Source organism: Escherichia sp. MOD1-EC5950 (assembly GCF_002965345.1).
In the GTDB taxonomy this organism is placed as follows: Bacteria; Pseudomonadota; Gammaproteobacteria; order Enterobacterales; family Enterobacteriaceae; genus Escherichia; species Escherichia marmotae.
Genome location: NZ_PTSR01000007.1, coordinates 157,973 through 183,564, shown reverse-complemented (window position 1 = coordinate 183,564; position 25,592 = coordinate 157,973). Strand labels below are relative to the sequence as shown.

The following is a 25,592-nucleotide window of genomic DNA, read 5'->3' as shown; positions in this document are numbered from 1 at the left end:
TTCCGAGTTTATATCACGGCATAAAAATCAAGCCAATAATAAACGATGCTGAGTTAACAACACTCAGCCATCATTTATTGATTAAACAACAATAAAATTATTGGCTGTCCATAATTAATGCTTCCAGTACATCTAATTCACTGACAATTTTAGCCAGTGTTTCATCACACACTTCTTGCCTTGCTCGCATTTGATAAATAGCTGCACGTTTGGCATTCAGCGCCGCCAGATTAAATGTTTTTTCCAGTTTTGTCCGTTGCATATGCAACGAATTATCGTTTGCCGACATATCATCATCATTACGCCGCATATAATCGATAATTCTGGCCCCGGTTTCCATAATTAATTCATTATCGAGGTTTTCCGTGCTGGCACCAAGCAAACGTTGCTGAGTTTTTTGCACGCTCAGGATAGCCATTTTAGACATAAACAAATCGGCGGCGATCTCTTCTTTCTGCCGGTTATCGCTAAACAGGCTAACATTTTTCCCCAATAACAGCGGCAGAATGATAATGCCGCACAGCAACGAAAAGAGGATCACCCCGGTAGCGAGAAACACCAGCAAATAGCGCCCAGGGAACGGTTCACCATCGGGCAGTAATAACGGTATAGAAAGCACCCCCGCAAGAGTTATAGCCCCACGAACGCCAGCAAAAGTCGCTAACAACAAGTGGCGTGTTTTGTATCCGGCAAACAGCATTGGATGATTACTTTTCCGCCTGCGGCTGTACAGACGCATCAACCATAGCCAACCAAAGCGCATAACCATCAATGCAAGGTAGATCCACACAATATCCAGCACCAGCGACCAGGTTTGCACTAAGGGATCGTGTTGTGCGCGGGTCAGTGATTCCGAAATGATGGCCGGAAGCTGCAAGCCCAGAATCAAAAATACCATGCCGTTGAAGACATATTCCAGCATTGACCAGGAGCTTTTCGCCTTAATTCTCAGTCGTATAGGCGCATGATGCACGACGCCAATACGGCTGGTCGTTAGCCCTGCGGCAACAGCGGCGAGGATGCCGGATAAACCAAAATGCTCCGCCACCAGATAAACAATAAACGGCAGCAGCAACATCAACACGATCTGGATTGAAGGCTCATCGTGAGCGTAACGGCTGATCAACAACAGTCCTTTACCATATAACCAGGTAACGGCGATCCCAACGGCAATACCGCCCACTGCCACGACAAAAAAGGCGATAGTCGCACCATACACGCTAAATTCCATCGTCCCCATAGTCACTGCGACAGCAAACTTCAACGCCACCAAACCGGAGGCATCATTCATTAATGCTTCGCCTTCAAGCACTTCCTGAATGCTTTTGTTGATTCGTCCTTTACCGACGATCCCCAACAATGCGACAGCATCCGTTGGCGACAACACCGCAGCCAATGCAAACGCCGCAATAAGCGGAACATTCGGTAACAGTAAATGAATAACGTAGCCGACGGCAAAAATAGTGATCAAGACCAGGATCAGCGCCAGACCTACGATTTCCCGACTGTGTTTGATCAACTCTTTAGGTTGTATTTTTGAACTTTCAGCAAACAACAACGGTGGAATAAACAATAACAGGAAAAGTTCAGGATTAAATTCCACATGTAAACCAAAAATGGGCTGAGCCAGTAATGCACCGGCAGCAATCTGGATTAAAGGAAGTGGAATCTGGATGGGAGACAGACGTGTCAGCACACTGGTTAATGAAACAACCAGAGTAAGAATTAAAATCGTTAAAAGTATTTCCATATAATTACTCCGCATCCTCATGCATAAATAATGGATATAACTAACCTAACTTCATAAGAATAACATCCAATCTATTACTTACAATTAATCGTTAATCGCAACATTTACTCACGAGAGTATATTAAGAAATGCAACTTATTATTTTTCTTTTGTTTATTCATGGTGTGAATGGTTATGATCTACCCTCCTCATGCATACGCAACAGAAAAACTTTTTTACTCAAACATTTCAACCAGATATGAATAACCTCTCATTTTTAATACCCGGCGATAACATAACTAACAAAAATGAATCAATTCAGCATTTAACAAATTTAAAGGATATCGCTATACACCGTCAACCGAAAATTTATTCTGTTTATATTATCAATTTAAATAATTATCAGTAGATTATAAAATAAAAACAATCACTCCTTATGTGAAATAGCCTGTCGCCGCCTTATAAAATCGCAACAAATACGCTAACTACACGCATACTAAAAAAATGCTTATCTATCTGAAAACAGACCATTACTCATCAGACATTGCATAACTTAAGGATATACAATAAAAATCATATTAAAAACCGATTAAAAGCAGCAAAGTCATACCAGGAGCACGAATTCACGAAACATTTGCAGCAGTCAGTCTATTCGCTGATTATTTTCGCACAGACGACAACTTTTTCATGATGTTTCTCTCCAGATAGTAATGTTGGAGTTATTTATTCTATAACATGGAGTACGTGGAAGATGAGTAAAATAATAGCAATGCTAATTACTGTCAGCACCCTTTTTCTGCCGACAATAATTCAGGCAAAACCGATTTCGATAAAAGTTGCCTATGAAAATAACCCCGGCGAACCACTGGATGTTGTCATGCGCCACTGGGCGGATCTGTTGAATAAAAAAAGTGGTGGTGAAATAACACTGGCGCTTTACCCCAGTTCCCAATTGGGATCAAAACAGGATGTGACTGAACAAGCCATGATGGGGATGAATGTTATTACCCTGAGTGATGTCGCATTCCTCGCTGATTATGAACCAGATTTGGGCATTCTGTTTGGCCCCTATTTAACCGACGATCCGCAAAAACTGTTCAAAATATATGAAAGTGACTGGTTCAAGCAGAAAAATGAAAGCCTGAAGAAAAAAGGTATTCATGTGGTTATGAATAATTATCTTTATGGCACCCGGCAGATCATTTCTAAAAAACCTATCCGCACAGTTGAAGACCTCGCGGGATTAAAAATCCGTGTGCCTAATAATGTCATGCAGATAAAAGCTATTCAGGCGATGGGAGCAACCCCAACGCCAATGCCATTAGGTGAAGTTTATCCTGCGTTAACCCAGGGCGTTATTGACGGAGTGGAAAACCCGATTTCTGTTCTGCAAGGACAAAAACTCTATGAGCAGGCGAAATACCTGACGATGGTGAATTACCTTACCAACACCTCCGTCTGGATTGGTGGCGAAGCTTTCTTTAGCACCCTCTCCCCGGAACAACTGGAAATGATTCACCAGACTGGTTATGAAGCTGGGCTCTATAGCCAGAAGCTCACTCTTGAGCGCGATGCTGAAATGCTGAAAGCCATGCAAGCTGAAGGTGTAGAGGTTATCTATCCTGATACCGAACCATTCCGTAAGAAAGCCCGCGAAGTTTACTCACAGTTCCCGGAGTGGACACCTGGCCTCTATGAAACCATTCAACAACAACTGAAATAAGTATCGATGCTAATCGTCCTGCTTTTTTCACAAAAGCAGGACAAGCCCTTACAGGAGGTTTCATGCGTTTTTTCGGCAAACTGGCAGAGTTTAGCGCTGCCTTTGCGCTGTTTGTTCTGGTTGTGATGACAATTGGAGCAGTATTTATGCGCTATTTCATCGGCCAACCGATTCAGTGGACAGAAGAGATGTCCGGGATGCTGATGATTTGGGTGGTGATGCTAGGTGGTATCGTGGCAGAGCGCGACCGGGCACATCTGACCATCCCTTTTGTAATGGATATGCTGCCAGCCACCATCAGACGAGTGATTGCTGTTCTGGTCGCCCTTCTCTCCCTCTGCGTATTGCTTTATATGGCCTGGCTGGGCTACCGGCTGGCGGAAATGGCGCAGTTTAAAGTGACACAAATACTGAAAGTTTCCTGGTTCTGGATCGATCTGGCGGTCCCCGTCGGCGCGCTGGCAACTGCTCTCTATACCCTTTACTGGTTAATCACCGATATAAAGCAACCCCATAGCGGAGACGAAAAACAATGAGTTGGTTATTGATTATCCCGCTAATGATCGTCTGTTTATTTCTTAACATTCGGGTCTATCTGGCGATGTTTATTGGCATCATCGCTTACTTTTTATTCTTCTCCAGCGTGCCGATCGAAATTGCCGTCCAGAGGCTAATCGCCCCGACGCAAAGTCCTTCACTACTGGCTATTCCGTTTTTTATTTTGCTGGGTACGCTAATGAGCTACACCGGCATTGCAGAACGCATTTTACAAATTGCCAACGTCCTGGTGGGGAAAATGCGCGGTGGTCTGGGCGTAGCGAATATTCTCGTCAGCACCATGATGGGCGGTGTCAGTGCCTCTAACCTTGCAGATGCAGCAATGTTATCGCGCATGATGGTGCCGGAAATGGAACGCAAAGGTTACAACCGTGCCTTTGCCGCCGCCATTACCGCTGGCGGTTCGTTAGTCACGCCAATCATACCGCCGGGAATTGCCCTGATTATTTACGGTCTGGTTGCGGATGTCTCTATCGGCAAAATGTTTATCGCCGGACTGGTGCCTGGTTTGCTGTGTGCGGTCGTGCTGATGTTTACCGTCTACCTCGTCGCCCGCAGAACAAACGCCAACCCCTCGCGTGAAAGCTGGCCAACGGGCAAAGAAGTGGTGTTCTCTCTCGGTCAGGCGTGGCCAGCGCTGTTTCTGATTTTTGCCGTAGTCGGCGGCATTCGGGCGAATATCTTCACCCCGACGGAAGCAGGTGCCGCAGCGGTATTAATCGTTCTGGCGATTGGCTTTTTCATCTACCGTGAAATGAAAGTTTCCCACGTAGTTAAAGCTCTCGGTGAAACCGCACGCGCCACGGCGTCGGTGATGCTGGTGATTATGGCCAGCGCCGCCCTAGGTTGGATTTTCTCAATGGAACATGCTGGCGTCGCGGTGGCGAATTTCGTCACCTCGCTGACTGAAAACAAATATATGTTCCTTTTGATTATCAACGTATTGCTTTTGACGTTGGGGATGTTTCTGGAAGGAAACGCCATTCTGTTGATCCTGGTGCCGCTACTGAAACCGGTGGTCGAACACTTTGGTATCGATCCGGTACATTTCGGTATCATCATGATCTTCAACCTGTCGATTGGCGCGTTCACGCCGCCGGTGGGCACCGTGATGCTGCTGGTGTGTAATATCACGCAAGTTTCTGTAGGTAATTTCTTTAAGCAATCTCTGCCACTGCTGGTAGCCCTGCTGCTGATGCTGTTGCTGGTCACATATATCCCGGCAATTTCGCTGTTCCTGGTATAACGATAAAAACGCCGGATGAAGCACTCATCCGGCGTCATTGTGTTAAAACGTCTCCCAGTTATCCCCGCTATCGGCAACGGCAATTTTGCGCGGCGCAACCGGTGCCACACTGTTTACTGCCAACGCTTCGCGCTGACGCTGTTGCTCTTGCTGAATACGAAATACAGCCACAGCTTCAGTCAGGCGGCTGGCCTGCTCTTCCAGCGCGGCGGCAGCGGCGGCAGACTCTTCCACCAGCGCAGCGTTCTGTTGCGTTACCCGATCCATCTCGACAACCGCTAAACCAACCTGATCGATACCACGACTCTGCTCATCAGAAGCAGAGGCAATTTCACCCATAATATCGGTCACGCGGGTCACGGCGCTGACAATCTCCGCCATCGTTTCCCCGGCACTTTCGACCAGCGTAGAGCCAACATCCACTTTGCCAACCGAGTCTTCAATCAGAGTCTTAATTTCACGCGCCGCCTGAGCGCTACGCTGAGCCAGATTACGCACTTCTCCCGCAACTACCGCAAAACCGCGACCTTGTTCACCCGCGCGTGCCGCTTCGACCGCCGCATTCAAGGCCAGAATATTAGTCTGGAAAGCAATGCCGTCGATAACACTGATAATGTCGGCAATTTTCTGCGAACTGGTAGAAATATCACGCATGGTCTGTACCACGCTATCCACCACATTTCCGCCGCGTTGTGCTGTTTCAGAAGCACTTAATGCCAGATGGCTGGCCTGCCGCGCGTTCTCGGCATTTTGTTTCACTGTCGCGGTCAGTTGCTCCATGCTGGCTGCCGTCTCTTCCAGCGAAGCAGCCTGTTGCTCGGTGCGCGAAGAGAGGTCATTGTTGCCGGTGGCGATTTCGCTGGCCCCGCTATAGATAGCATTCGCGCCGTTACGCACATCGCCTACGGTACGTACCAGCTCACTTTGCATATGACGCAAACTCTCTGCCAGTTGACCCACTTCATTGGAACCGTCCACCTCAATCGATTTCACCAGATCACCGCCAGCAATATGGCGAATGCTGTCGATCAGGCGATTCATCGGTGCCACCAGCGACGTTTTAATACCAAACCAGACGGCGAAAATCACCGCCAGTACGACGATCAGCACGCACGCCAGCACCCACATTGCCTGGTTATAGGAAGCATTATTATCGGTGACGGCGATGTCATAGAGACGATCGTTTTGCTGCATATACGCCATATACTGCTTTTCGAACCCGTCCTGATATCCCTGTGTAGGTTGGTCAAAAAACGCATTGATTTTGCCCGCACTTAACAACTGGATCAGCTCCGCCAGTGCATTGTGATAGATATCGTAATTGCGTTTGATCTCAGTAGCAGCCGCTGTGCTCTGACGCGAGTTACGCGGTAGTGCTTCGTAATCTGCCCAGTTTTTTTCCGCTTGTTTCAGTGAAAGAGTGGCACTCTGCATCAGCTCGGCAACAGTTGAACCACTGCCAATATTGTTCTGATCCATCATGTAGCGGATGCCCGCGCGGTTGAGGGTGTTACGCGTCTGCAACAACTCAACCCAACTGCTATTCAGCGTAGATTGCTGCTGGCGAATGGTTTGTAAAACGGAGAAGTATTCTTTGTCCTTCTTTAAGGTATTAAAGAACAGACCGCCTGATGTTAGTTGTAAAAGGCCGAAAATGGCCAAAACCAGTAGTACACTGGTCACGATCCTGATACGTTTTAGCATGGTTTCTCTTTTCCTGTTGACCGATAGCAGGATTTTCGGCCTGGAATGAGAAAACTTTATAGGTAGCGGCTTTAAACTGGCTAAATTTACCTCACTTTTTTTATTTTTGTTCAAAAATACAATAGCCACGCATTGGTACATTTTCTTTTCTTATTTTTTCACACTAATTGTATCTATTTTGAACATGAGAATATTTGCCAATAGTTTAATATTATTGGCCAAAACAATATTACCGGTTGGGAAGTGTGGTTTTATATTGTTATTTAATATATATAGAATAAATATAATTTTTATATGAGTAACACAACCGGGAGATAAAATTCGCCCTGGGTGTGATCATCATCACATAAATAACCTTCGTAAACCTCGCCCAATACCGCTCAACTGCAAAACTGACCGCTTACATCCCTAATATAACCGCTCAGTTATTTACCTTACTTTACGCGCGCGTAACTCTGGCAACATCACTGCAGGATAGCGGTCTATTTACCTCCTCAAACGCAACGCAAACCTAGAACGGCTTCGGCCAACTATTAATCAATACATGCCAGGTTTTACTATGGATACTAAAAAGATATTCAAGCACATACCCTGGGTGATTCTCGGAATCATCGGTGCATTCTGCCTCGCGGTAGTTGCATTACGTCGGGGGGAGCACGTCAGTGCCCTGTGGATCGTGGTCGCCTCTGTGTCGGTGTATCTGGTGGCGTATCGCTACTACAGTCTGTACATCGCCCAGAAGGTGATGAAACTCGACCCCACGCGCGCGACGCCTGCGGTTATTAACAACGACGGTCTGAACTACGTTCCGACCAACCGTTACGTGTTGTTTGGTCACCACTTCGCCGCTATCGCCGGTGCTGGTCCGCTGGTGGGGCCGGTTCTCGCCGCGCAAATGGGCTACCTGCCGGGCACGCTGTGGCTGCTGGCAGGCGTGGTGCTGGCCGGTGCGGTTCAGGACTTTATGGTGCTGTTTATCTCTTCTCGCCGTAACGGCGCATCTCTCGGTGAGATGATCAAAGAAGAGATGGGGTCAGTACCTGGGACTATCGCGCTGTTTGGCTGTTTCTTAATCATGATCATCATCCTGGCGGTACTGGCGCTGATCGTGGTTAAAGCCCTGGCCGAAAGTCCGTGGGGTGTCTTCACCGTTTGCTCAACCGTACCGATTGCGCTGTTTATGGGTATCTACATGCGCTTTATTCGTCCGGGGCGTGTAGGTGAAGTCTCTGTCATTGGTATTGTGCTGCTGGTTGCCTCTATCTACTTCGGCGGCGTGATTGCTCACGACCCTTACTGGGGTCCGGCACTGACCTTTAAAGACACCACCATTACCTTCGCGCTGATTGGCTATGCGTTTGTTTCCGCGCTGCTGCCGGTGTGGTTGATCCTCGCACCGCGCGACTATCTGGCAACCTTCCTGAAAATCGGCGTTATCGTCGGCCTGGCGCTGGGTATCGTGGTGCTGAACCCGGAACTGAAAATGCCTGCGATGACTCAGTACATTGATGGTACTGGCCCGCTGTGGAAAGGCGCTCTGTTCCCGTTCCTGTTCATCACCATCGCCTGTGGTGCGGTATCTGGCTTCCACGCGCTGATCTCTTCCGGTACGACGCCGAAACTGCTGGCTAACGAAACCGACGCGCGTTTCATTGGCTACGGAGCAATGCTGATGGAGTCCTTCGTGGCGATTATGGCGCTGGTTGCTGCGTCCATCATCGAACCGGGTCTTTACTTCGCGATGAACACCCCGCCAGCGGGTCTCGGCATCACCATGCCTAACCTGCATGAAATGGGTGGCGAGAACGCGCCTGTCATCATGGCACAACTGAAAGATGTTACCGCACACGCGGCGGCAACTGTCAGTTCCTGGGGCTTCGTGATTTCGCCGGAACAGATCCTGCAAACTGCGAAAGACATTGGTGAACCTTCTGTCCTGAACCGTGCGGGTGGCGCGCCGACGCTGGCGGTAGGTATCGCTCACGTGTTCCACAAAGTGCTGCCGATGGCTGACATGGGCTTCTGGTATCACTTCGGTATTCTGTTCGAAGCACTGTTCATCCTGACCGCGCTGGATGCCGGTACGCGTTCTGGCCGCTTTATGCTGCAAGACCTGCTGGGCAACTTCATCCCGTTCCTGAAAAAAACCGACTCTCTGGTTGCCGGTATCATCGGTACTGCGGGCTGTGTGGGTCTGTGGGGCTACCTGCTGTATCAGGGTGTGGTCGATCCGCTGGGCGGCGTTAAGAGCCTGTGGCCGCTGTTCGGTATCTCTAACCAGATGCTGGCAGCCGTGGCGCTGGTACTGAGCACTGTGGTGCTGATTAAGATGAAGCGCACTAAATACATCTGGGTTACCGTTATCCCGGCAGTATGGCTGCTTATCTGCACTACCTGGGCGCTGGGTCTGAAGCTGTTCAGCAACAACCCGCAGATGGAAGGCTTCTTCTACATGGCAAACCAGTACAAAGAGAAGATTGCTAACGGTACTGACCTGACGGCACAGCAGATTGCCAACATGAACCACATCGTTGTGAACAACTACACCAACGCAGGCCTGAGTATTCTGTTCCTGATTGTGGTGTACAGCATCATCTTCTACGGTTTCAAAACCTGGCTGAAGGTGCGTAACAGTGACAAACGTACTGACAAAGAAACGCCGTACGTTCCAATCCCGGAAGGCGGCGTGAAGATCTCTTCGCATCACTAACCGGTTGCCGGATGCGCTGCGCGTATCCGGCCTACAAAGTGTCTATCGTAGGCCGGATAAGGCGTTTTACGCCGCATCCGGCAAATCCCCGGCCCGGCTCTTCCGGGCTTTACGCATATCTGGAAGGCAAAATGTTTGGTAACTTAGGACAGGCAAAAAAATATCTCGGCCAGGCGGCGAAGATGTTGATTGGCATTCCAGACTACGACAACTACGTCGAGCATATGAAGACCAACCATCCCGACAAGCCGTACATGAGCTATGAAGAATTCTTCCGCGAACGCCAGAACGCGCGCTACGGCGGCGATGGTAAAGGCGGTATGCGCTGTTGTTAATGGAGAGAGCATGAACCCGATTGCAGTCACCCTACTCACCGGTTTTTTAGGCGCGGGCAAAACCACCCTGCTACGCCATATTCTTAACGAACAGCACGGCTATAAGATTGCCGTAATTGAAAACGAATTTGGCGAAGTCTCCGTCGATGATCAACTGATTGGCGACCGCGCCACGCAGATCAAAACGCTGACCAACGGCTGCATCTGCTGTTCCCGCTCCAACGAACTGGAAGATGCGCTGCTCGACCTACTGGATAATCTCGACAAGGGCAATATTCAGTTCGATCGTCTGGTCATTGAATGCACCGGCATGGCCGATCCCGGCCCGATTATTCAGACCTTTTTCTCCCATGAGATTTTATGCCAGCGTTACCTGCTGGACGGCGTGATTGCGCTGGTAGATGCGGTACATGCCGATGAGCAGATGAACCAGTTCACTATCGCCCAGTCACAGGTTGGCTACGCCGACCGTATTCTGCTGACCAAAACCGACGTCGCTGGCGAAGCAGAAAAACTGCGTGAACGCCTGGCGCGCATCAACGCCCGTGCACCGGTCTACACCGTCACTCACGGCGACATCGACCTGGGTCTGCTGTTCAACACCAACGGTTTTATGCTGGAAGAGAACGTTGTCAGCACCAAACCGCGTTTCCACTTTATCGCGGATAAACAAAACGATATTTCGTCGATTGTGGTGGAACTGGATTACCCGGTAGATATCAGCGAAGTTTCCCGGGTGATGGAAAACCTGCTGCTGGAATCGGCAGATAAGCTGCTGCGTTACAAAGGGATGCTATGGATTGACGGCGAACCTAACCGCCTGCTGTTCCAGGGCGTCCAGCGCCTCTACAGCGCCGACTGGGACCGCCCGTGGGGCGATGAAAAACCGCATAGCACGATGGTGTTTATTGGGATCCAGTTGCCGGAGGAAGAGATAAGGGCAGCGTTTGCGGGGTTGAGGAAGTAAAGGCTGGTAGGCCGGATAAGCACAGCGCATCCGGCCAGGTTTTTCACTCAAAATAGTCCATATCCAGTTTCGGCACCTTCAACAAACGTGAAGAAACCCCTACTTCGTTTTCGATCATTAAGTGCACCAGGCGTTCCCCATCAACCAACACCATCCCCTCGACGGATTGGGCAAAGTCACGCGCCTGAGACGTAAATCCAGAAGTGGTAATAAAAACTCCACGTTTCGCTTTTTGCCCGGCCAGTGCGCCATAAAACGCCTGTAATTCTGGCCTGCCTACAGTGTTCTGCCAACGTTTTGCCTGAACATAAACTTTCTCCAGGCCCAGTTTATCAAGCGAGATTACGCCATCAATACCACCATCTCCAGTACCGCCAACACGCTGCAAATCATCACGGTGGCCGCCATACCCCAGGCGATGCAAAACATCCAGAACAATGACTTCAAAGCGCGAAGGAGAAACCTGCAATAAGTTTTCCAGAACCTCATCAGCCACCGCATCACGAAGTTCCTTTAGCGCCTGATCTAACCGATCGTCCGGGCTGCTCTTTGCCAGTTCTTCATGATCGGGAGTGTCGGTTTTTGGCTCTAAATCGACGGCATCCGGCTGTGACTTGAGTTTGACATTCGTAAAATCGAAGGCCAGATGGTTCGTCTCCTGCTCCGTCATTGGCTGGGGATGAGACGCAACCCAGTCAAAGCCAGCGGGGGTTAGGCACCATTTGCCACGCGACAAACTCTGCGATAACCCGGCACGTTTTAAACGGTCATGCGCCCATCCTGCACGATTTTTATAAACAAGTTGTCCGCTGGTAATGACTTTCGCTCGCTGGCTGTCATCCAGCCCTAATGCATCCGCGGCAGCCTCATGGACATCACGCGCGGCTGCACCTTCCGGTTTTGTCGCCAGATAACGCAGAACAGGTTCAATAAATTTGTCATAGGTAGGAACCGTCATAGTACATCCTTGCAGAATCAGGTAGATGTTTTTCGGCTACTATAGCACTACAAAAATAGACGAACACGTTAGAAATGAGTCAGTTGCTGTGACCGCGGTCATTGCCCGGAAAGGTACAGAAAGCTAAGATGAGATGTTATGGGCCTTAAATATTTGGACAGGCCCACACAGCAATGGATTAATAACAATGATGAATAAATCCAATTTTGAATTCCTGAAAGGCGTCAACGACTTCACTTATGCCATCGCCTGTGCGGCGGAAAATAACTACCCGGATGATCCCAACACGACGCTGATTAAAATGCGTATGTTTGGCGAAGCCACAGCGAAACATCTTGGTCTGTTACTCAACATCCCCCCTTGTGAGAATCAACACGATCTCCTGCGCGAACTCGGCAAAATCGCCTTCGTTGATGACAACATTCTCTCTGTATTCCACAAATTACGCCGCATTGGTAACCAGGCGGTGCACGAATATCATAACGATCTCGACGATGCCCAGATGTGCCTGCGACTCGGGTTCCGCCTGGCAGTCTGGTACTACCGTCTGGTCACTAAAGATTATGACTTCCCGGTGCCTGTGTTTGTATTGCCAGAACGTGGCGAGAACCTCTATCACCAGGAAGTGCTGACGCTAAAACAACAGCTTGAACAGCAGGTGCGAGAAAAAGCGCAGACTCAGGCAGAAGTCGAAGCGCAACAGCAGAAGCTGGTTGCCCTGAACGGCTATATTGCCATTCTGGAAGGCAAACAGCAGGAAACCGAAGCGCAAACCCAGGCTCGCCTTGCTGCACTGGAAGCGCAGCTCGCCGAGAAGAACGCAGAACTGGCAAAACAGACCGAACAGGAACGTAAGGCTTACCACAAAGAAATTACCGATCAGGCCATCAAGCGCACACTCAACCTTAGCGAAGAAGAGAGTCGCTTCCTGATTGACGCGCAACTGCGTAAAGCAGGCTGGCAGGCCGATAGCAAAACCCTGCGCTTCTCCAAAGGCGCACGCCCGGAACCCGGCGTCAATAAAGCCATTGCTGAATGGCCGACCGGGAAAGATGAAACGGGTAAACAGGGCTTTGCGGATTATGTGCTGTTTGTCGGCCTCAAGCCCATCGCGGTGGTAGAGGCGAAACGTAAAAATATCGACGTTCCCGCAAAGCTCAATGAGTCGTATCGCTACAGTAAATGCTTCGATAATGGCTTCCTGCGGGAAACCTTGCTTGAGCATTACTCACCGGATGAAGTGCATGAAGCGGTGCCGGAGTATGAAACCAGTTGGCAGGACACCAGCGGCCAACAACGGTTTAAAATCCCCTTCTGCTACTCGACCAACGGGCGCGAATACCGCGCAGCAATGAAAACTAAAAGCGGCATCTGGTATCGCGACGTGCGTGATACCCGCAATATGTCGAAAGCCCTACCCGAGTGGCATCGCCCGGAAGAGCTGCTGGAAATGCTCGCCAGCGAACCGCAAAAACAGAATCAGTGGTTTGCCAATAACCCTGGCATGAGCGAGCTGGGCCTGCGTTATTATCAGGAAGATGCTGTCCGCGCGGTTGAAAAGGCAATCGTCAACGGTCAACAAGAGATCCTGCTGGCAATGGCGACCGGTACAGGTAAAACCCGTACGGCGATCGCCATGATGTTCCGCCTGATCCAGTCCCAGCGTTTTAAACGCATTCTCTTCCTCGTTGACCGCCGTTCTCTTGGCGAACAGGCGCTGGGCGCGTTTGAAGATACACGTATTAACGGCGACACTTTCAACAGCATTTTCGACATTAAAGGGCTGACGGATAAATTCCCGGAAGACAGCACCAAAATTCACGTAGCCACCGTACAGTCGCTGGTGAAACGCACCCTGCAATCAGATGAACCAATGCCGGTGGCCCGTTACGACTGTATCGTCGTTGACGAAGCGCATCGCGGCTACATTCTCGATAAAGAGCAGACCGAAGGCGAACTGCAGTTCCGCAGCCAACTGGATTACGTTTCTGCCTATCGTCGCATTCTCGATCACTTCGATGCGGTAAAAATCGCCCTCACCGCCACCCCGGCGCTGCATACGGTGCAGATTTTCGGCGAGCCGGTTTACCGTTACACCTACCGTACCGCGGTTATCGACGGTTTTCTGATCGACCAGGATCCGCCGATTCAGATCACCACCCGCAACGCACAGGAGGGAGTTTATCTCTCCAAAGGCGAACAGGTTGAACGCATCAGCCCGCAGGGGGAAGTGATCAACGACACCCTGGAAGACGATCAGGATTTTGAGGTCGCCGACTTTAACCGTGGTCTGGTGATCCCGGCGTTTAACCGCGCCGTCTGTAACGAACTCACCAACTACCTTGACCCGACCGGGTCACAAAAAACGCTGGTCTTCTGCGTCACCAATGCCCATGCCGATATGGTGGTGGAAGAGCTGCGTACCGCGTTTAAGAAAAAGTATCCGCAACTGGAGCACGACGCGATCATCAAGATCACCGGTGATGCCGATAAAGACGCGCGCAAAGTGCAGACCATGATCACCCGTTTCAATAAAGAGCGGCTGCCTAATATCGTGGTGACCGTCGACCTGCTGACCACCGGCGTCGATATTCCGTCGATATGTAACATCGTGTTCCTGCGTAAAGTACGCAGCCGTATTCTGTACGAGCAGATGAAAGGCCGCGCCACGCGCTTATGCCCGGACGTGAATAAAACCAGCTTTAAGATTTTCGACTGCGTCGATATCTACAGCACGCTGGAGAGCGTCGACACCATGCGTCCGGTGGTGGTGCGCCCGAAGGTGGAACTGCAAACGCTGGTCAACGAAATTACCGATTCAGGAACCTATAAAATCACCGAAGCGGACGGCCGTAGCTTTGCCGAGCACAGCCATGAACAACTGGTGGCGAAGCTCCAGCGCATCATCGGCCTGGCCACGTTTAACCGTGACCGCAGCGAAACGATAGACAAACAGGTGCGTCGTCTGGATGAGCTATGCCAGGACGCGGCGGGCGTGAACTTTAACGGCTTCGCCTCGCGCCTGCGGGAAAAAGGGCCGCACTGGAGCGCCGAAATCTTTAACAAACTGCCTGGCTTTATCGCCCGTCTGGAAAAGCTGAAAATCGACATCAACAACCTGAATGATGCGCCGATCTTCCTCGATATCGACGATGAAGTGGTGAGCGTAAAATCGCTGTACGGTGATTACGACACGCCGCAGGATTTCCTCGAAGCCTTTGACTCGCTGGTGCAACGTTCCCCGAACGCGCAACCAGCATTGCAGGCGGTGATCAATCGCCCGCGCGATCTCACCCGTAAAGGACTGGTCGAGCTACAGGAGTGGTTTGACCGCCAGCACTTTGAGGAATCTTCCCTGCGCAAAGCGTGGAAAGAGACGCGCAATGAAGATATCGCCGCCCGGCTGATTGGACATATTCGCCGCGCGGCGGTGGGCGATGCGCTGAAACCGTTTGAGGAACGTGTCGATCACGCGCTGACGCGCATTAAGGGCGAAAACGACTGGAGCAGCGAGCAATTAAGCTGGCTCGATCGTTTAGCGCAGGCGCTGAAAGAGAAAGTGGTGCTCGACGACGATGTGTTCAAAACCGGCAACTTCCACCGTCGCGGCGGGAAGGCAATGCTGCAAAGAACCTTCGACGATAATCTCGACAGCCTGCTCGATAAATTCAGCGATTATATTTGGGATGAACTCGCCTGACACGTATACACTTCATCCTTCAGGCTGCCTCTGCGTTGGCTGCGCTCGTTCACCACGGTCACGTACTTCTGTACGCTCCTGGGGATTCACTCGCTTGCCACCTTGATGCAACCTGAATGATTTTGTGTATATTACCCCCCGGCAATTTCTTTTTCTGCGGCCCCGAACATGCGGGCCGCTGCTTAATTTACGGAACTCACAATGAACAATAACGATCTGGTCGCGAAGCTATGGAAGCTGTGCGACAACCTGCGCGATGGCGGCGTTTCCTATCAAAACTACGTCAATGAACTCGCCTCGCTGCTGTTTTTGAAAATGTGTAAAGAGACCGGACAGGAAGCGGAATACCTGCCGGAAGGCTACCGCTGGGATGACCTGAAATCGCGCATCGGCCAGGAGCAGTTGCAGTTCTACCGTAACCTGCTGGTACATCTGGGCGCCGACAATCAAAAGCTGGTGCAGGCGGTATTCCAGAACGTCAACACAACCATTACCCAGCCAAAACAGTTGACCGAGCTGGTCAGCAATATGGATTCACTGGACTGGTACAACGGTACGCACGGTAAGTCGCGCGATGACTTCGGCGATATGTACGAAGGGCTGTTGCAGAAGAACGCCAATGAAACCAAGTCTGGTGCGGGCCAGTACTTCACCCCGCGTCCGCTGATTAAAACCATTATTCATCTGCTGAAACCGCAGCCGCGTGAAGTGGTGCAGGATCCGGCAGCAGGTACGGCGGGCTTTTTGATTGAAGCCGACCGCTACGTTAAGTCGCAGACTAACGATCTGGATGACCTTGATGGCGACACGCAGGATTTCCAGATCCACCGCGCGTTTATCGGCCTCGAACTGGTGCCCGGCACCCGTCGTCTGGCACTGATGAACTGCCTGCTGCACGATATTGAAGGCAACCTCGACCACGGCGGCGCAATCCGTCTGGGCAACACTCTGGGTAGCGACGGTGAAAATCTGCCGAAGGCGCATATTGTCGCCACTAACCCGCCGTTTGGCAGCGCCGCAGGCACCAATATTACCCGCACCTTTGTTCACCCGACCAGCAACAAACAGTTGTGCTTTATGCAGCATATTATCGAAACGCTGCACCCCGGCGGTCGTGCGGCGGTCGTGGTGCCGGATAACGTGCTGTTTGAAGGCGGTAAAGGCACCGACATTCGTCGTGACCTGATGGATAAGTGTCATCTGCACACTATTCTGCGTCTGCCGACCGGTATTTTTTACGCGCAGGGCGTGAAAACCAACGTGCTGTTCTTTACCAAAGGGACGGTGGCGAACCCGCATCAGGATAAGAACTGCACCGATGATGTGTGGGTATACGACCTGCGTACCAATATGCCAAGCTTCGGCAAGCGCACGCCGTTTACCGACGAGCATCTGCAGCCGTTTGAGCGCGTGTATGGCGAAGACCCGCACGGTTTAAGCCCGCGCACTGAAGGTGAATGGAGTTTTAACGCCGAAGAGACGGAAGTTGCCGACAGCGAAGAGAACAAAAACACCGACCAGCATCTGGCCACCAGCCGCTGGCGCAAGTTCAGCCGCGAGTGGATCCGCACCGCGAAATCCGATTCACTGGATATCTCCTGGCTGAAAGATAAAGACAGCATTGATGCCGACAGCCTGCCAGAGCCGGATGTATTAGCGGCAGAAGCGATGGGCGAACTGGTGCAGGCGCTGGGCGAACTGGATGCGCTGATGCGTGAACTGGGGGCGAGCGATGAGGCGGACGCGCAGCGTCAGTTACTGGAAGAAGCGTTTGGTGAGGTAAAGGAATGAGTGCAGAGAAATTGCCGGAGGGGTGGGTTGAAACTCAATTAGAAAATATCGTTGATATTTTAGACTCAATGCGTGTCCCGGTTAATAATTCTGAGAGACAATCACGCATTGCAGGAAAAAAAGAAAATGAACTTTATCCCTATTTTGGTGCTACCGGTGAAGTCGGTAAAATTGATGATTATATTTTTGATGAAGAACTTGTTGCATTAGGTGAAGATGGTGTTCCTTTTTTTGATGGGCACAAAAATAAGGCTTATATGCTGTATGGTAAAACGTGGGTGAATAATCATGCTCATGTAATAAGAGCTATCTCTGGACTAAGCCATAACAAGTATTTATGCCATTATCTTAACCAATTCGACTATCATGATTATGTAAACGGCGGGACCAGGCTTAAACTTACACAAGCGAATATGAGAAAACTACCTGTTAGTTTAGCGCCTCTCGCCGAACAAAAAATCATCGCTGAAAAACTCGATACGCTGCTGGCGCAGGTAGACAGCACCAAAGCACGTCTTGAGCAAATCCCACAAATCCTGAAACGTTTTCGTCAGACGGTGTTGGCTGCTGTTGTTAATGGAAAATTATCAAAAAACACGAAGCAATGGGAAATATACTTATTAAAAAATATTTGTACAAGTATTTCAGATGGTGATCATCAGGCTCCTCCAAAATCAGAAACAGGAATACCTTTCCTCGTAATCTCCGACGTTAATAAAGGGGTGATTGATTTTGATAATGTATCCAGATGGGTGCCTGAATCTTACTACCAATCGCTGAAAGAAATTAGAAAACCATGCCAATATGATATCTTATATACAGTTACAGGTTCTTATGGAATACCTGTAATTGTTAACAACAATAAACCATTTTGTTTCCAACGACATATTGCCATAATCAAGCCAAACAGAAATTTAATTGATCATAGATTTTTAGCTTTCTATTTAGAATCACCACAGATTTTCAAACATGCAAGCGATGTTGCTACTGGGACTGCACAAAAAACAGTATCGCTGTCAAGTCTCCGAAATTTTGAGATCTCTGTTCCCCCTTTAAAAGAACAACACGAAATTGTTCGCCGCGTCGAGCAACTCTTCGCCTACGCCGACACCATAGAAAAACAGGTCAACAACGCCTTAGCCCGCGTCAACAACCTGACGCAATCCATCCTGGCAAAAGCGTTCCGTGGTGAACTCACCGCCCAGTGGCGGGCCGAAAACCCGGAATTAATCAGCGGAGAAAACAGCGCCGCCGCGTTGCTGGAAAAAATCAAAGCTGAACGCGCAGCCAGCGGGGGTAAAAAAGCCTCGCGTAAAAAATCCTGATCATTATTTTCTGGCGCACCTTTCCGGTGCGCTTTTTATTATTTCACGCCAATCATAACTCACGCAAATATATTTAAATCATTCCAGAAACCGCCCATTTTATTCTATTTTTAGCTGGACTTTCCCTGTATTTACTGATGATATATTCAGGTATTTAGCGCGGTGCGGATGTGCGCCAACACACCCGCACCGCTCATCACAATCACTATTATCGGAGAATAGCAGTTATGACTGACACGCATTCTATTGCACAACCGTTCGAAGCAGAAGTCTCCCCGGCAAATAACCGTCAATTAACCGTGAGTTATGCGAGTCGCTACCCGGATTACAGCCGTATTCCCGCCATCACCCTGAAAGGTCAGTGGCTGGAAGCCGCCGGTTTTGCCACCGGCACGGCGGTAGATGTCAAAGTGATGGAAGGCTGTATTGTCCTCACCGCCCAACCACCCGCCACCGAAGAGAGCGAACTGATGCAGTCGCTGCGCCAGGTGTGCAAACTGTCGGCGCGTAAACAAAAGCAGGTGCGGGAGTTTATTGGGGTGATTGCCGGTAAACAGAAAGTCGCCTGATACATTGACCCGGTAGCGCCAGTGCTACCGGGTATTATTCGCCGCGTTACACCAACGCGCTCTCCATCTGCTTTTCAAATGCCTGACGAATTAATCCCATAATGTAAGGAAGTTGTGTTAGGTCGCTGAAACCAATTTCCACATCGCCATTGCCACTACGTGCCATACCGGTTACATCTCTTGCCATCCGTTGAGGATCAATCAGTTCGGGAAATGGCATATTCAGTGTCAAATGCAATTGTTTTTTCTGTGGCACCACATCGACAAAGTTCGTTTCAGCTTTAAAGGCGATATACCGTTTCAATACTTCCTGCGTAATCCCGGCACCTATATGCATCACTGCATCGCAAAAATAATCAAACAAGATTCGGCTATGCTCACCTTTTTGTAAGAACGGATAATCATTCAAATTGTACCGGGGCAAGCGGGCCGGTTGCGCACGCCAGACCGCCAATACCTCTTCCGGAAGATACGGCGTCCCCCAGACCTGGACCGCAAGCTCCGCCAGACGATCGGCTCGGGCATGAATGGCAGCTTCATCCCATTTTTCGCACTGTCCAAGACCGATATTCAAATAGAGCGGGCTATGTTTAAAGCCCTCTTCAATATCGCGTTTTTCCGCAAAAGATCTGTCACTGTAGCGGGAGTTATAGCGCGTTAAAGTGAGATTCCCCAACGTATGTAAAAGTTCTTTATGCACACGCTGCCAGTCACTTCCCAGCTCTTCGCGCCATTTAGCCGACAGGTTCTCGTTCTGTGGCATAATGTGTTCAATCGTAAACTCTTCCACGCGCTCTCTGCGTTTATCGTTTTCCAGTCGTCGTAACCAGTAGCTGCGGCTGCGGAAGTTATAGAGATCGCGAATTTTTAATTCCCGTTTAAACTCCTCATCGTTGGGAAAACGACGATATGAAGGTAGTTCTAATAAATGCGCCTGAACGCTTTCCAGATATTTTTCTTTATTAATGGCCTTATAAAAAGTCGCAAACGTCTTATTCAGAGAATTTGTCGGAATCGCACATACTGCACGGCGGAAAACATAAGATTCAATTAAACGAATTATGCGCAGGAAATCTTCGTGAGACAAAACGCTATTTTTATAGTCATGATAAAGCACCAGTAAAAAAGGATACGCCACATCGACTTTTAACTCACGCAAGTCATGAAAAGCCGTGGCAAGCGATTTGTCACTTTCTTTACCCAATGCCATCGCACAGTAATACTCCGCATAGATGTGAATATCTTCAACCAGCCGATCCACGCCTTTTTCAGCAACACTCTGGCTGCGGGCATGCAGTTTAAATGCCTCATAGACTTCATCTGTCCGAGGGATCTCCCCCGTTTTTACCGTCAGATAATGACGCATAAAACTGTCAAAATATTCGCTGTAACCATGCTGACCAAAAGCGACTTCCATTGGTCGCCAGTGATCTTCATACAACCGGGTTTGATGCTCTGGTTCGAGGCCCATCAGAATAAAATTGCGCACCAGATCGGCCTGGCTTAACGCCTTACCGGTGGAATTCATACTTTCAAAAATCAGTTGCGGATTATCCTGACCACGATTAAGCGCCACATCGACAATTAATAACTTTGCTAACCCACGACATAAGGGGCTCAAGTCATCACCGAGTTTGGCAATTTGCTCATCAAAGAAAGTAAAGTTTTTCATTATTCGATGGGAATAGTTTTCTGGCATTGGTCTTTGTTTTATTAACGCCAGCAAACTGTCTTTATCAGTCTCAGTCAGCAGTAATTTAAATCCTTTCTCGCCGGACTCATAAGGATTGAGTAAATAATAATTACGCAATTTCATTGCCGAAAAGCCCTCAAAAACTTCGTCTTCGCCAAGATGGCGCGATAAAGCCTCAATCAGCAACATTGCGGTCGTCAGCCGCTGCTGACCATCAATGACCAGCAACGGAGAAATACCAGAAACCTGATACAACCCCTGCTCTATATAAACAACAGAACCGATAAAATGCGCTGATATATCGTCACGCTTTCCGGCACGAATGATGTCGTCCCAAAGTTGCCGACATTGTTGCCCGGTCCATGAATAGGTGCGTTGATAAATGGGAATAACAAACTGCTGCGAACGTTTTAAAAAATCGAGTAGGCGAGCCTCTGTGGCTTTCATCCTGGCGTCCTTCCATGAAGCAATAATGGCGCAATAATAACCACTTCCTTGTGGAGGTTATAGAGAAATCCTGTTTATCCGCGACGAACTGTCCTTCACTCCACATCCTCCCTGCGCAACCCAATATCCTTCAACCGCTCATCACTCATCTGCTGTAACACGCGCCGGGTCTGCTTTTTCAGCCACCAGCTTCTCACCGCCTGCCAGAGTTGCACAAGGCCGATAAACGGCGCTTTGGCTTTGTTTTCGTGAAATTACATCTGCTGCCTCCTCATCTTTCAGAGGCTTCATCATCCGCCTTCTGGCAGCTCACAATGCAGATACAACTATTACTTTTATTTAACATACAGACAGGTTAAAACAGCATCTACAAATATCGTAAATTCAATAGATTGCAGATAAAATGTAGGTTTGATAAGCGTAGCGCATCAGGCAGTTTTTCGTATGCCATCAGTCTCTGATTAGTACTCGATCCATGGATCGCGCTTGCTTTCAGGCAAGGGCTGCTCTAATGCCTGTATTTGCTCTGCCGAAAGTCCGGTGATTTTTTGTATCCATTCAGGATCTGCCCCATTCTGCAACAACAATCGGAGGAGGCGCTGTTCCCCTTCTTCTTTCCCTTTCTCCCTCCCCAACAGCCATCCATCATGATGAATTCGCTCTGCAATCGTCATTATTCGCTCCCTTTGTTGTGGCATTCGACGGGTAAGTTCGCTGATAAACTTCTTAAAACGCGCTTCATCGCCAGTCAGTAAAATGTAATTTAACAGCGCAGTTATCTGGCTGTCATTAGCACACTCTGTAACCAGTAATACTACCAGTTGATCGATAAGCCCCATCAGATCGCGCTGGCGAATATGCTTTTGGATCAACTCCAACAGGGCGACTCTGCGATGCTGCACAATCTCGTCGTCCGGCACCACGGTGACATCCACCAGCGGGAACGCGGCGGAATAAAGTTTCCGTGCGGTAGCCGGGTCGGCAAATTCATCCAGCCAGCACAAAGACCAGGGATAAGGACTACGGCTACCGTGATAAAACAGCATAGGGATGACCAGCGGTAGCGGTTGGCGTTTATCATGCTCTATATGGCGCTGCATCACCGCCATGGAATATCGCATCAGACGAAAGGCCATATGAATATCCTCGCGGCTCTGATGTTCAATCACCACATAGATATAGCCATCACCTTCGCGGGTCTTTACCGACCACAGAATATCGGAGTGTAGCGCCCGCAATTTTTCATCGACAAAGCGGGCTGATTCCAGTTTTAAGGTGTCGAGATCGCACAGTTCACGTAAATCTTTGGGTAAGTGGATCTCCATAAAATCCCGCGCGGTGTCAGGGTGGGTGAGAAAGGATTTAAATAATGCGGCGTGCTGGTCGTGAAGTTTGTCATGGCGAGCCATCACCTATAAAAGAGATGGCCTGACTTTAGCGATTAATAAACCGACTCTCACCCGGTAATTTCCCATTCCCCGAGGCGCTTTCCAGGCTATTTTGGTTCTCCTGCAAGCGATACATTTTTCTGGAAGGCATCTCGATTTTTGCGTGAATCTACCGCCAGGCTCTATCCTTACGATATGAATAAAATCATTGAACTCCGACGCGCCAAAATGCTGGCGCTCTCTTTGCTGCTCGTCGCTGCTGCGACCTTTGTTGTTACGCTTTTTCTACCCGCCAATTTTTGGGTGAGTGGTGTTAAGGCTATCGCAGAGGCGGCAATGGTCGGCGCGCTGGCAGACTGGTTTGCGGTGGTGGCGTTGTTTCGCCGCGTGCCGATTCCGATTATTTCTCGCCATACGGCGATTATTCCGCGAAATAAAGACCGGATTGGCGAAAACCTCGGCCAGTTCGTGCAGGAAAAATTTCTTGATACCCAATCGCTGGTCGCGCTGATTCGTCGTCATGAACCGGCATTATTGATTGGCAACTGGTTTAGCCAGCCGGAAAACGCCCGCCGTGTCGGTCAGCATCTGTTGCAGATCATGAGTGGTTTTCTCGAACTGACCGATGATGCACGTATTCAGCGTCTGCTTAAGCGCGCGGTGCATCGGGCGATTGATAAAGTGGATCTTTCCGGCACCAGTGCATTGATGCTGGAGAGCATGACCAAAAACGATCGTCATCAGGTGCTGCTCGATACGCTGATCGCACAGTTGATAGCCCTGCTCCAGCGTGATAAATCGCGCAAATTTATCGCCCAGCAGATTGTCCGCTGGCTGGAGAGTGAACACCCGCTAAAAGCCAAAATTTTGCCTACCGAATGGCTGGGTGAACATAGCGCAGAGTTGGTTTCTGATGCCGTGAATTCTTTGCTTGATGATATCAGCCGCGATCGCGCTCATCAGATCCGCCATGCGTTTGATCGCGCCACCTTTGCGTTGATCGATAAGCTAAAAAACGATCCCGAAATGACGGCGCGCGCCGACAATATCAAAGCGTATCTGAAAGAAGATGAAGCCTTTAACCGCTATCTCAGTGAATTGTGGGGGGATTTACGGCAGTGGCTGAAAGCGGATATCAACAGCGAAGACTCTCGCGTGAAGGAGCGTATCGCGCGGGCAGGTCAGTGGTTTGGCGAGACGTTAATTGCCGATGACGCCTTGCGGGCGTCGTTAAATGGTCATCTCGAACAGGCCGCGCACCGCGTCGCGCCTGAGTTTTCGGCATTCCTGACGCGACACATTACTGACACGGTAAAAAGCTGGGACGCACGAGATATGTCACGGCAAATCGAGTTAAACATCGGCAAAGATCTCCAGTTTATCCGCGTTAATGGCACGCTGGTTGGGGGTTGTATCGGGTTGATACTGTATCTTTTATCGCAAATCCCGACCTTGTTATCCATCGGCAATTTTTAGAGATCAATGAAAATACGCTAAGAGGCTAACCGCGAGAGAGATCAAATAAACCACACTAAAAACATGGTAATAATGTGGCCTCTTTTCATCATCTCCCGTGTTACGGGGAAGGAAAATCATGTCACTTGTCACCGATCTACCCGCCATTTTCGATCAGTTCTCCGAAGCTCGCCAAAAAGGCTTTCTCACCGTCATGGATCTCAAAGAGCGCGGCATTCCGCTGGTTGGCACCTACTGCACGTTTATGCCGCAGGAGATCCCAATGTCCGCCGGGGCGGTTGTTGTCTCGCTCTGTTCCACCTCTGATGAAACCATTGAAGAAGCGGAGAAAGATCTGCCGCGCAACCTCTGTCCGCTGATTAAAAGTAGCTACGGCTTCGGCAAAACTGATAAATGCCCTTACTTTTCTGATCTGGTGGTCGGTGAAACTACCTGCGACGGCAAAAAGAAAATGTACGAGTACATGGCGGAGTTTAAACCCGTGCATGTGATGCAACTGCCGAACAGTGTGCAGGACGAGGCTTCGCGCGCGTTGTGGAAAGCTGAAATGCTGCGCTTGCAAAAGGTAGTGGAAGAACGTTTCGGGCAAGAGATCACAGAAGACGCGTTGCGCGATGCCATTACACTGAAAAATCGCGAACGCCGTGCACTGGCGAACTTCTATCATCTGGGGCAGTTAAATCCCCCGGCGCTTAGCGGCAGCGACATTCTGAAAGTCGTTTACGGCGCAACCTTCCGTTTCGATAAAGACGCATTGATCAATGAACTGGATACAATGACCGCCCGCGTTCGTCAGCAATGGGAAGAAGGTCAGCGGCTGGAGCCGCGTCCACGCATTTTAATTACCGGCTGCCCAATTGGCGGCGCAGCAGAGAAAGTGGTGCGCGCGATTGAAGAGAACGGCGGCTGGGTGGTCGGTTATGAAAACTGCACGGGGGCAAAAGCGACTGAGCAATGTGTGGCGGAAACGGGCGATGTCTATGATGCGCTGGCCGACAAGTATCTGGCGATTGGCTGCTCCTGTGTTTCTCCGAATGATCAACGTCTGAAAATGCTCAGCCAGATGGTGGAGGAGTATCAGGTCGATGGCGTGGTAGACGTGATTTTGCAGGCGTGCCATACCTACGCGGTGGAATCGTTGGCGATTAAACGTCACGTGCGCCAGCAGCACAACATTCCTTATATCGCCATTGAAACGGACTACTCCACTTCGGATATCGGGCAGCTCAGTACCCGCGTCGCGGCCTTTATTGAGATGCTGTAAGAGGTGGCT

The 25,592-nt window shown here is 49.7% G+C and carries 18 protein-coding genes and 1 pseudogene; 12 read left to right on the top strand and 7 right to left on the bottom strand.

Going from position 1 to position 25,592, the window contains the following annotated elements; all coding sequences use genetic code 11:
* Positions 1-97 precede the first annotated feature (97 nt).
* Positions 98-1,750, bottom strand: a complete 1,653-nt coding sequence (locus tag BEA93_RS10765; RefSeq protein WP_000404375.1) for a Na+/H+ antiporter — start codon at positions 1,748-1,750, stop codon at positions 98-100.
* Positions 1,751-2,480: 730 nt separating this feature from the next.
* Here BEA93_RS10765 and BEA93_RS10760 point away from each other — a divergent pair.
* From BEA93_RS10760 to BEA93_RS10750, 3 genes are all read left to right on the top strand, one after another.
* The gene (locus BEA93_RS10760) at positions 2,481-3,452 is read left to right on the top strand and encodes a C4-dicarboxylate TRAP transporter substrate-binding protein (RefSeq protein ID WP_001468480.1); all 972 of its coding nucleotides are present in this window, start codon (positions 2,481-2,483) and stop codon (positions 3,450-3,452) included.
* A 62-nt stretch (positions 3,453-3,514) separates the two neighbouring features.
* Complete coding sequence (locus tag BEA93_RS10755) at positions 3,515-3,988, top strand: TRAP transporter small permease (protein WP_001210260.1); 474 nt, start codon at positions 3,515-3,517, stop codon at positions 3,986-3,988.
* Positions 3,985-5,256 (top strand): TRAP transporter large permease, encoded by a 1,272-nt coding sequence (locus BEA93_RS10750; protein ID WP_105224520.1) that lies wholly within the window; start codon positions 3,985-3,987, stop codon positions 5,254-5,256. Before BEA93_RS10755 ends, BEA93_RS10750 begins: the two co-directional genes overlap by 4 nt.
* A 42-nt stretch (positions 5,257-5,298) precedes the next feature.
* Here BEA93_RS10750 and tsr read toward each other — a convergent pair whose 3' ends face one another.
* Positions 5,299-6,960, bottom strand: coding sequence for a methyl-accepting chemotaxis protein (gene tsr / locus BEA93_RS10745; protein ID WP_001468479.1), 1,662 nt, complete (start codon positions 6,958-6,960; stop codon positions 5,299-5,301).
* A gap of 559 nt (positions 6,961-7,519) precedes the next feature.
* On the opposite strand from tsr, the gene btsT reads away from it, so the two are divergent.
* From btsT to yjiA, 3 genes are all read left to right on the top strand, one after another.
* Entirely contained in the window at positions 7,520-9,670 is a 2,151-nt protein-coding gene (gene btsT / locus BEA93_RS10735) for a pyruvate/proton symporter BtsT (protein ID WP_016262837.1), read from the top strand.
* Between the two features lie 131 nt (positions 9,671-9,801).
* Positions 9,802-10,005 (top strand): YbdD/YjiX family protein, encoded by a 204-nt coding sequence (locus tag BEA93_RS10730; RefSeq protein ID WP_000467859.1) that lies wholly within the window; start codon positions 9,802-9,804, stop codon positions 10,003-10,005.
* A 10-nt stretch (positions 10,006-10,015) separates the two neighbouring features.
* On the top strand, positions 10,016-10,972 hold the full coding sequence (yjiA, locus tag BEA93_RS10725) for a GTPase (protein WP_001297640.1): 957 nt from the start codon (positions 10,016-10,018) through the stop codon (positions 10,970-10,972).
* A 43-nt stretch (positions 10,973-11,015) separates the two neighbouring features.
* On the opposite strand, the gene mrr is transcribed toward yjiA, so the two are convergent.
* Complete coding sequence (gene mrr, locus BEA93_RS10720; RefSeq protein ID WP_105224521.1) at positions 11,016-11,930, bottom strand: adenine/cytosine-specific restriction endonuclease Mrr; 915 nt, start codon at positions 11,928-11,930, stop codon at positions 11,016-11,018.
* Positions 11,931-12,117: 187 nt separating this feature from the next.
* Here mrr and hsdR point away from each other — a divergent pair, with 187 nt between their 5' ends.
* The 4 genes from hsdR to symE all read left to right on the top strand — a co-directional run bounded on the left by hsdR (position 12,118) and on the right by symE (position 19,315).
* Positions 12,118-15,630 carry a type I restriction-modification system endonuclease gene (gene hsdR / locus BEA93_RS10715; RefSeq protein WP_105224522.1) on the top strand — a complete coding sequence of 1,171 codons (3,513 nt, stop codon included), beginning with the start codon at positions 12,118-12,120 and terminating at the stop codon, positions 15,628-15,630.
* A gap of 201 nt (positions 15,631-15,831) precedes the next feature.
* On the top strand, positions 15,832-17,421 hold the full coding sequence (gene hsdM / locus BEA93_RS10705) for a type I restriction-modification system methyltransferase (protein WP_105224523.1): 1,590 nt from the start codon (positions 15,832-15,834) through the stop codon (positions 17,419-17,421).
* Complete coding sequence (locus tag BEA93_RS10700; RefSeq protein ID WP_105224524.1) at positions 17,418-18,746, top strand: restriction endonuclease subunit S; 1,329 nt, start codon at positions 17,418-17,420, stop codon at positions 18,744-18,746. Before hsdM ends, BEA93_RS10700 begins: the two co-directional genes overlap by 4 nt.
* A gap of 227 nt (positions 18,747-18,973) precedes the next feature.
* Positions 18,974-19,315 (top strand): endoribonuclease SymE, encoded by a 342-nt coding sequence (gene symE, locus BEA93_RS10695; RefSeq protein ID WP_046076301.1) that lies wholly within the window; start codon positions 18,974-18,976, stop codon positions 19,313-19,315.
* A gap of 46 nt (positions 19,316-19,361) precedes the next feature.
* Here symE and BEA93_RS10690 read toward each other — a convergent pair whose 3' ends face one another.
* The 4 genes and pseudogenes from BEA93_RS10690 to BEA93_RS10675 form a co-directional block, all read right to left on the bottom strand.
* Positions 19,362-20,525 carry a GmrSD restriction endonuclease domain-containing protein gene (locus tag BEA93_RS10690; protein WP_105224525.1) on the bottom strand — a complete coding sequence of 388 codons (1,164 nt, stop codon included), beginning with the start codon at positions 20,523-20,525 and terminating at the stop codon, positions 19,362-19,364.
* A 276-nt stretch (positions 20,526-20,801) separates the two neighbouring features.
* A pseudogene (locus BEA93_RS10685) lies at positions 20,802-21,455 on the bottom strand (DUF262 domain-containing protein); the annotation flags it as partial.
* A gap of 95 nt (positions 21,456-21,550) precedes the next feature.
* On the bottom strand, positions 21,551-21,679 hold the full coding sequence (locus BEA93_RS10680; protein WP_228995449.1) for a DUF1127 domain-containing protein: 129 nt from the start codon (positions 21,677-21,679) through the stop codon (positions 21,551-21,553).
* Positions 21,680-21,916: 237 nt separating this feature from the next.
* Positions 21,917-22,864, bottom strand: a complete 948-nt coding sequence (locus BEA93_RS10675) for an Rpn family recombination-promoting nuclease/putative transposase (protein WP_105224526.1) — start codon at positions 22,862-22,864, stop codon at positions 21,917-21,919.
* A 174-nt stretch (positions 22,865-23,038) separates the two neighbouring features.
* Between BEA93_RS10675 and BEA93_RS10670 the strand changes: the two genes are divergently transcribed.
* Positions 23,039-24,319 carry a DUF445 domain-containing protein gene (locus BEA93_RS10670; RefSeq protein ID WP_085448622.1) on the top strand — a complete coding sequence of 427 codons (1,281 nt, stop codon included), beginning with the start codon at positions 23,039-23,041 and terminating at the stop codon, positions 24,317-24,319.
* 118 nt (positions 24,320-24,437) lie between these two features.
* On the top strand, positions 24,438-25,583 hold the full coding sequence (locus BEA93_RS10665; protein WP_105224527.1) for a double-cubane-cluster-containing anaerobic reductase: 1,146 nt from the start codon (positions 24,438-24,440) through the stop codon (positions 25,581-25,583).
* Positions 25,584-25,592 lie beyond the last annotated feature (9 nt).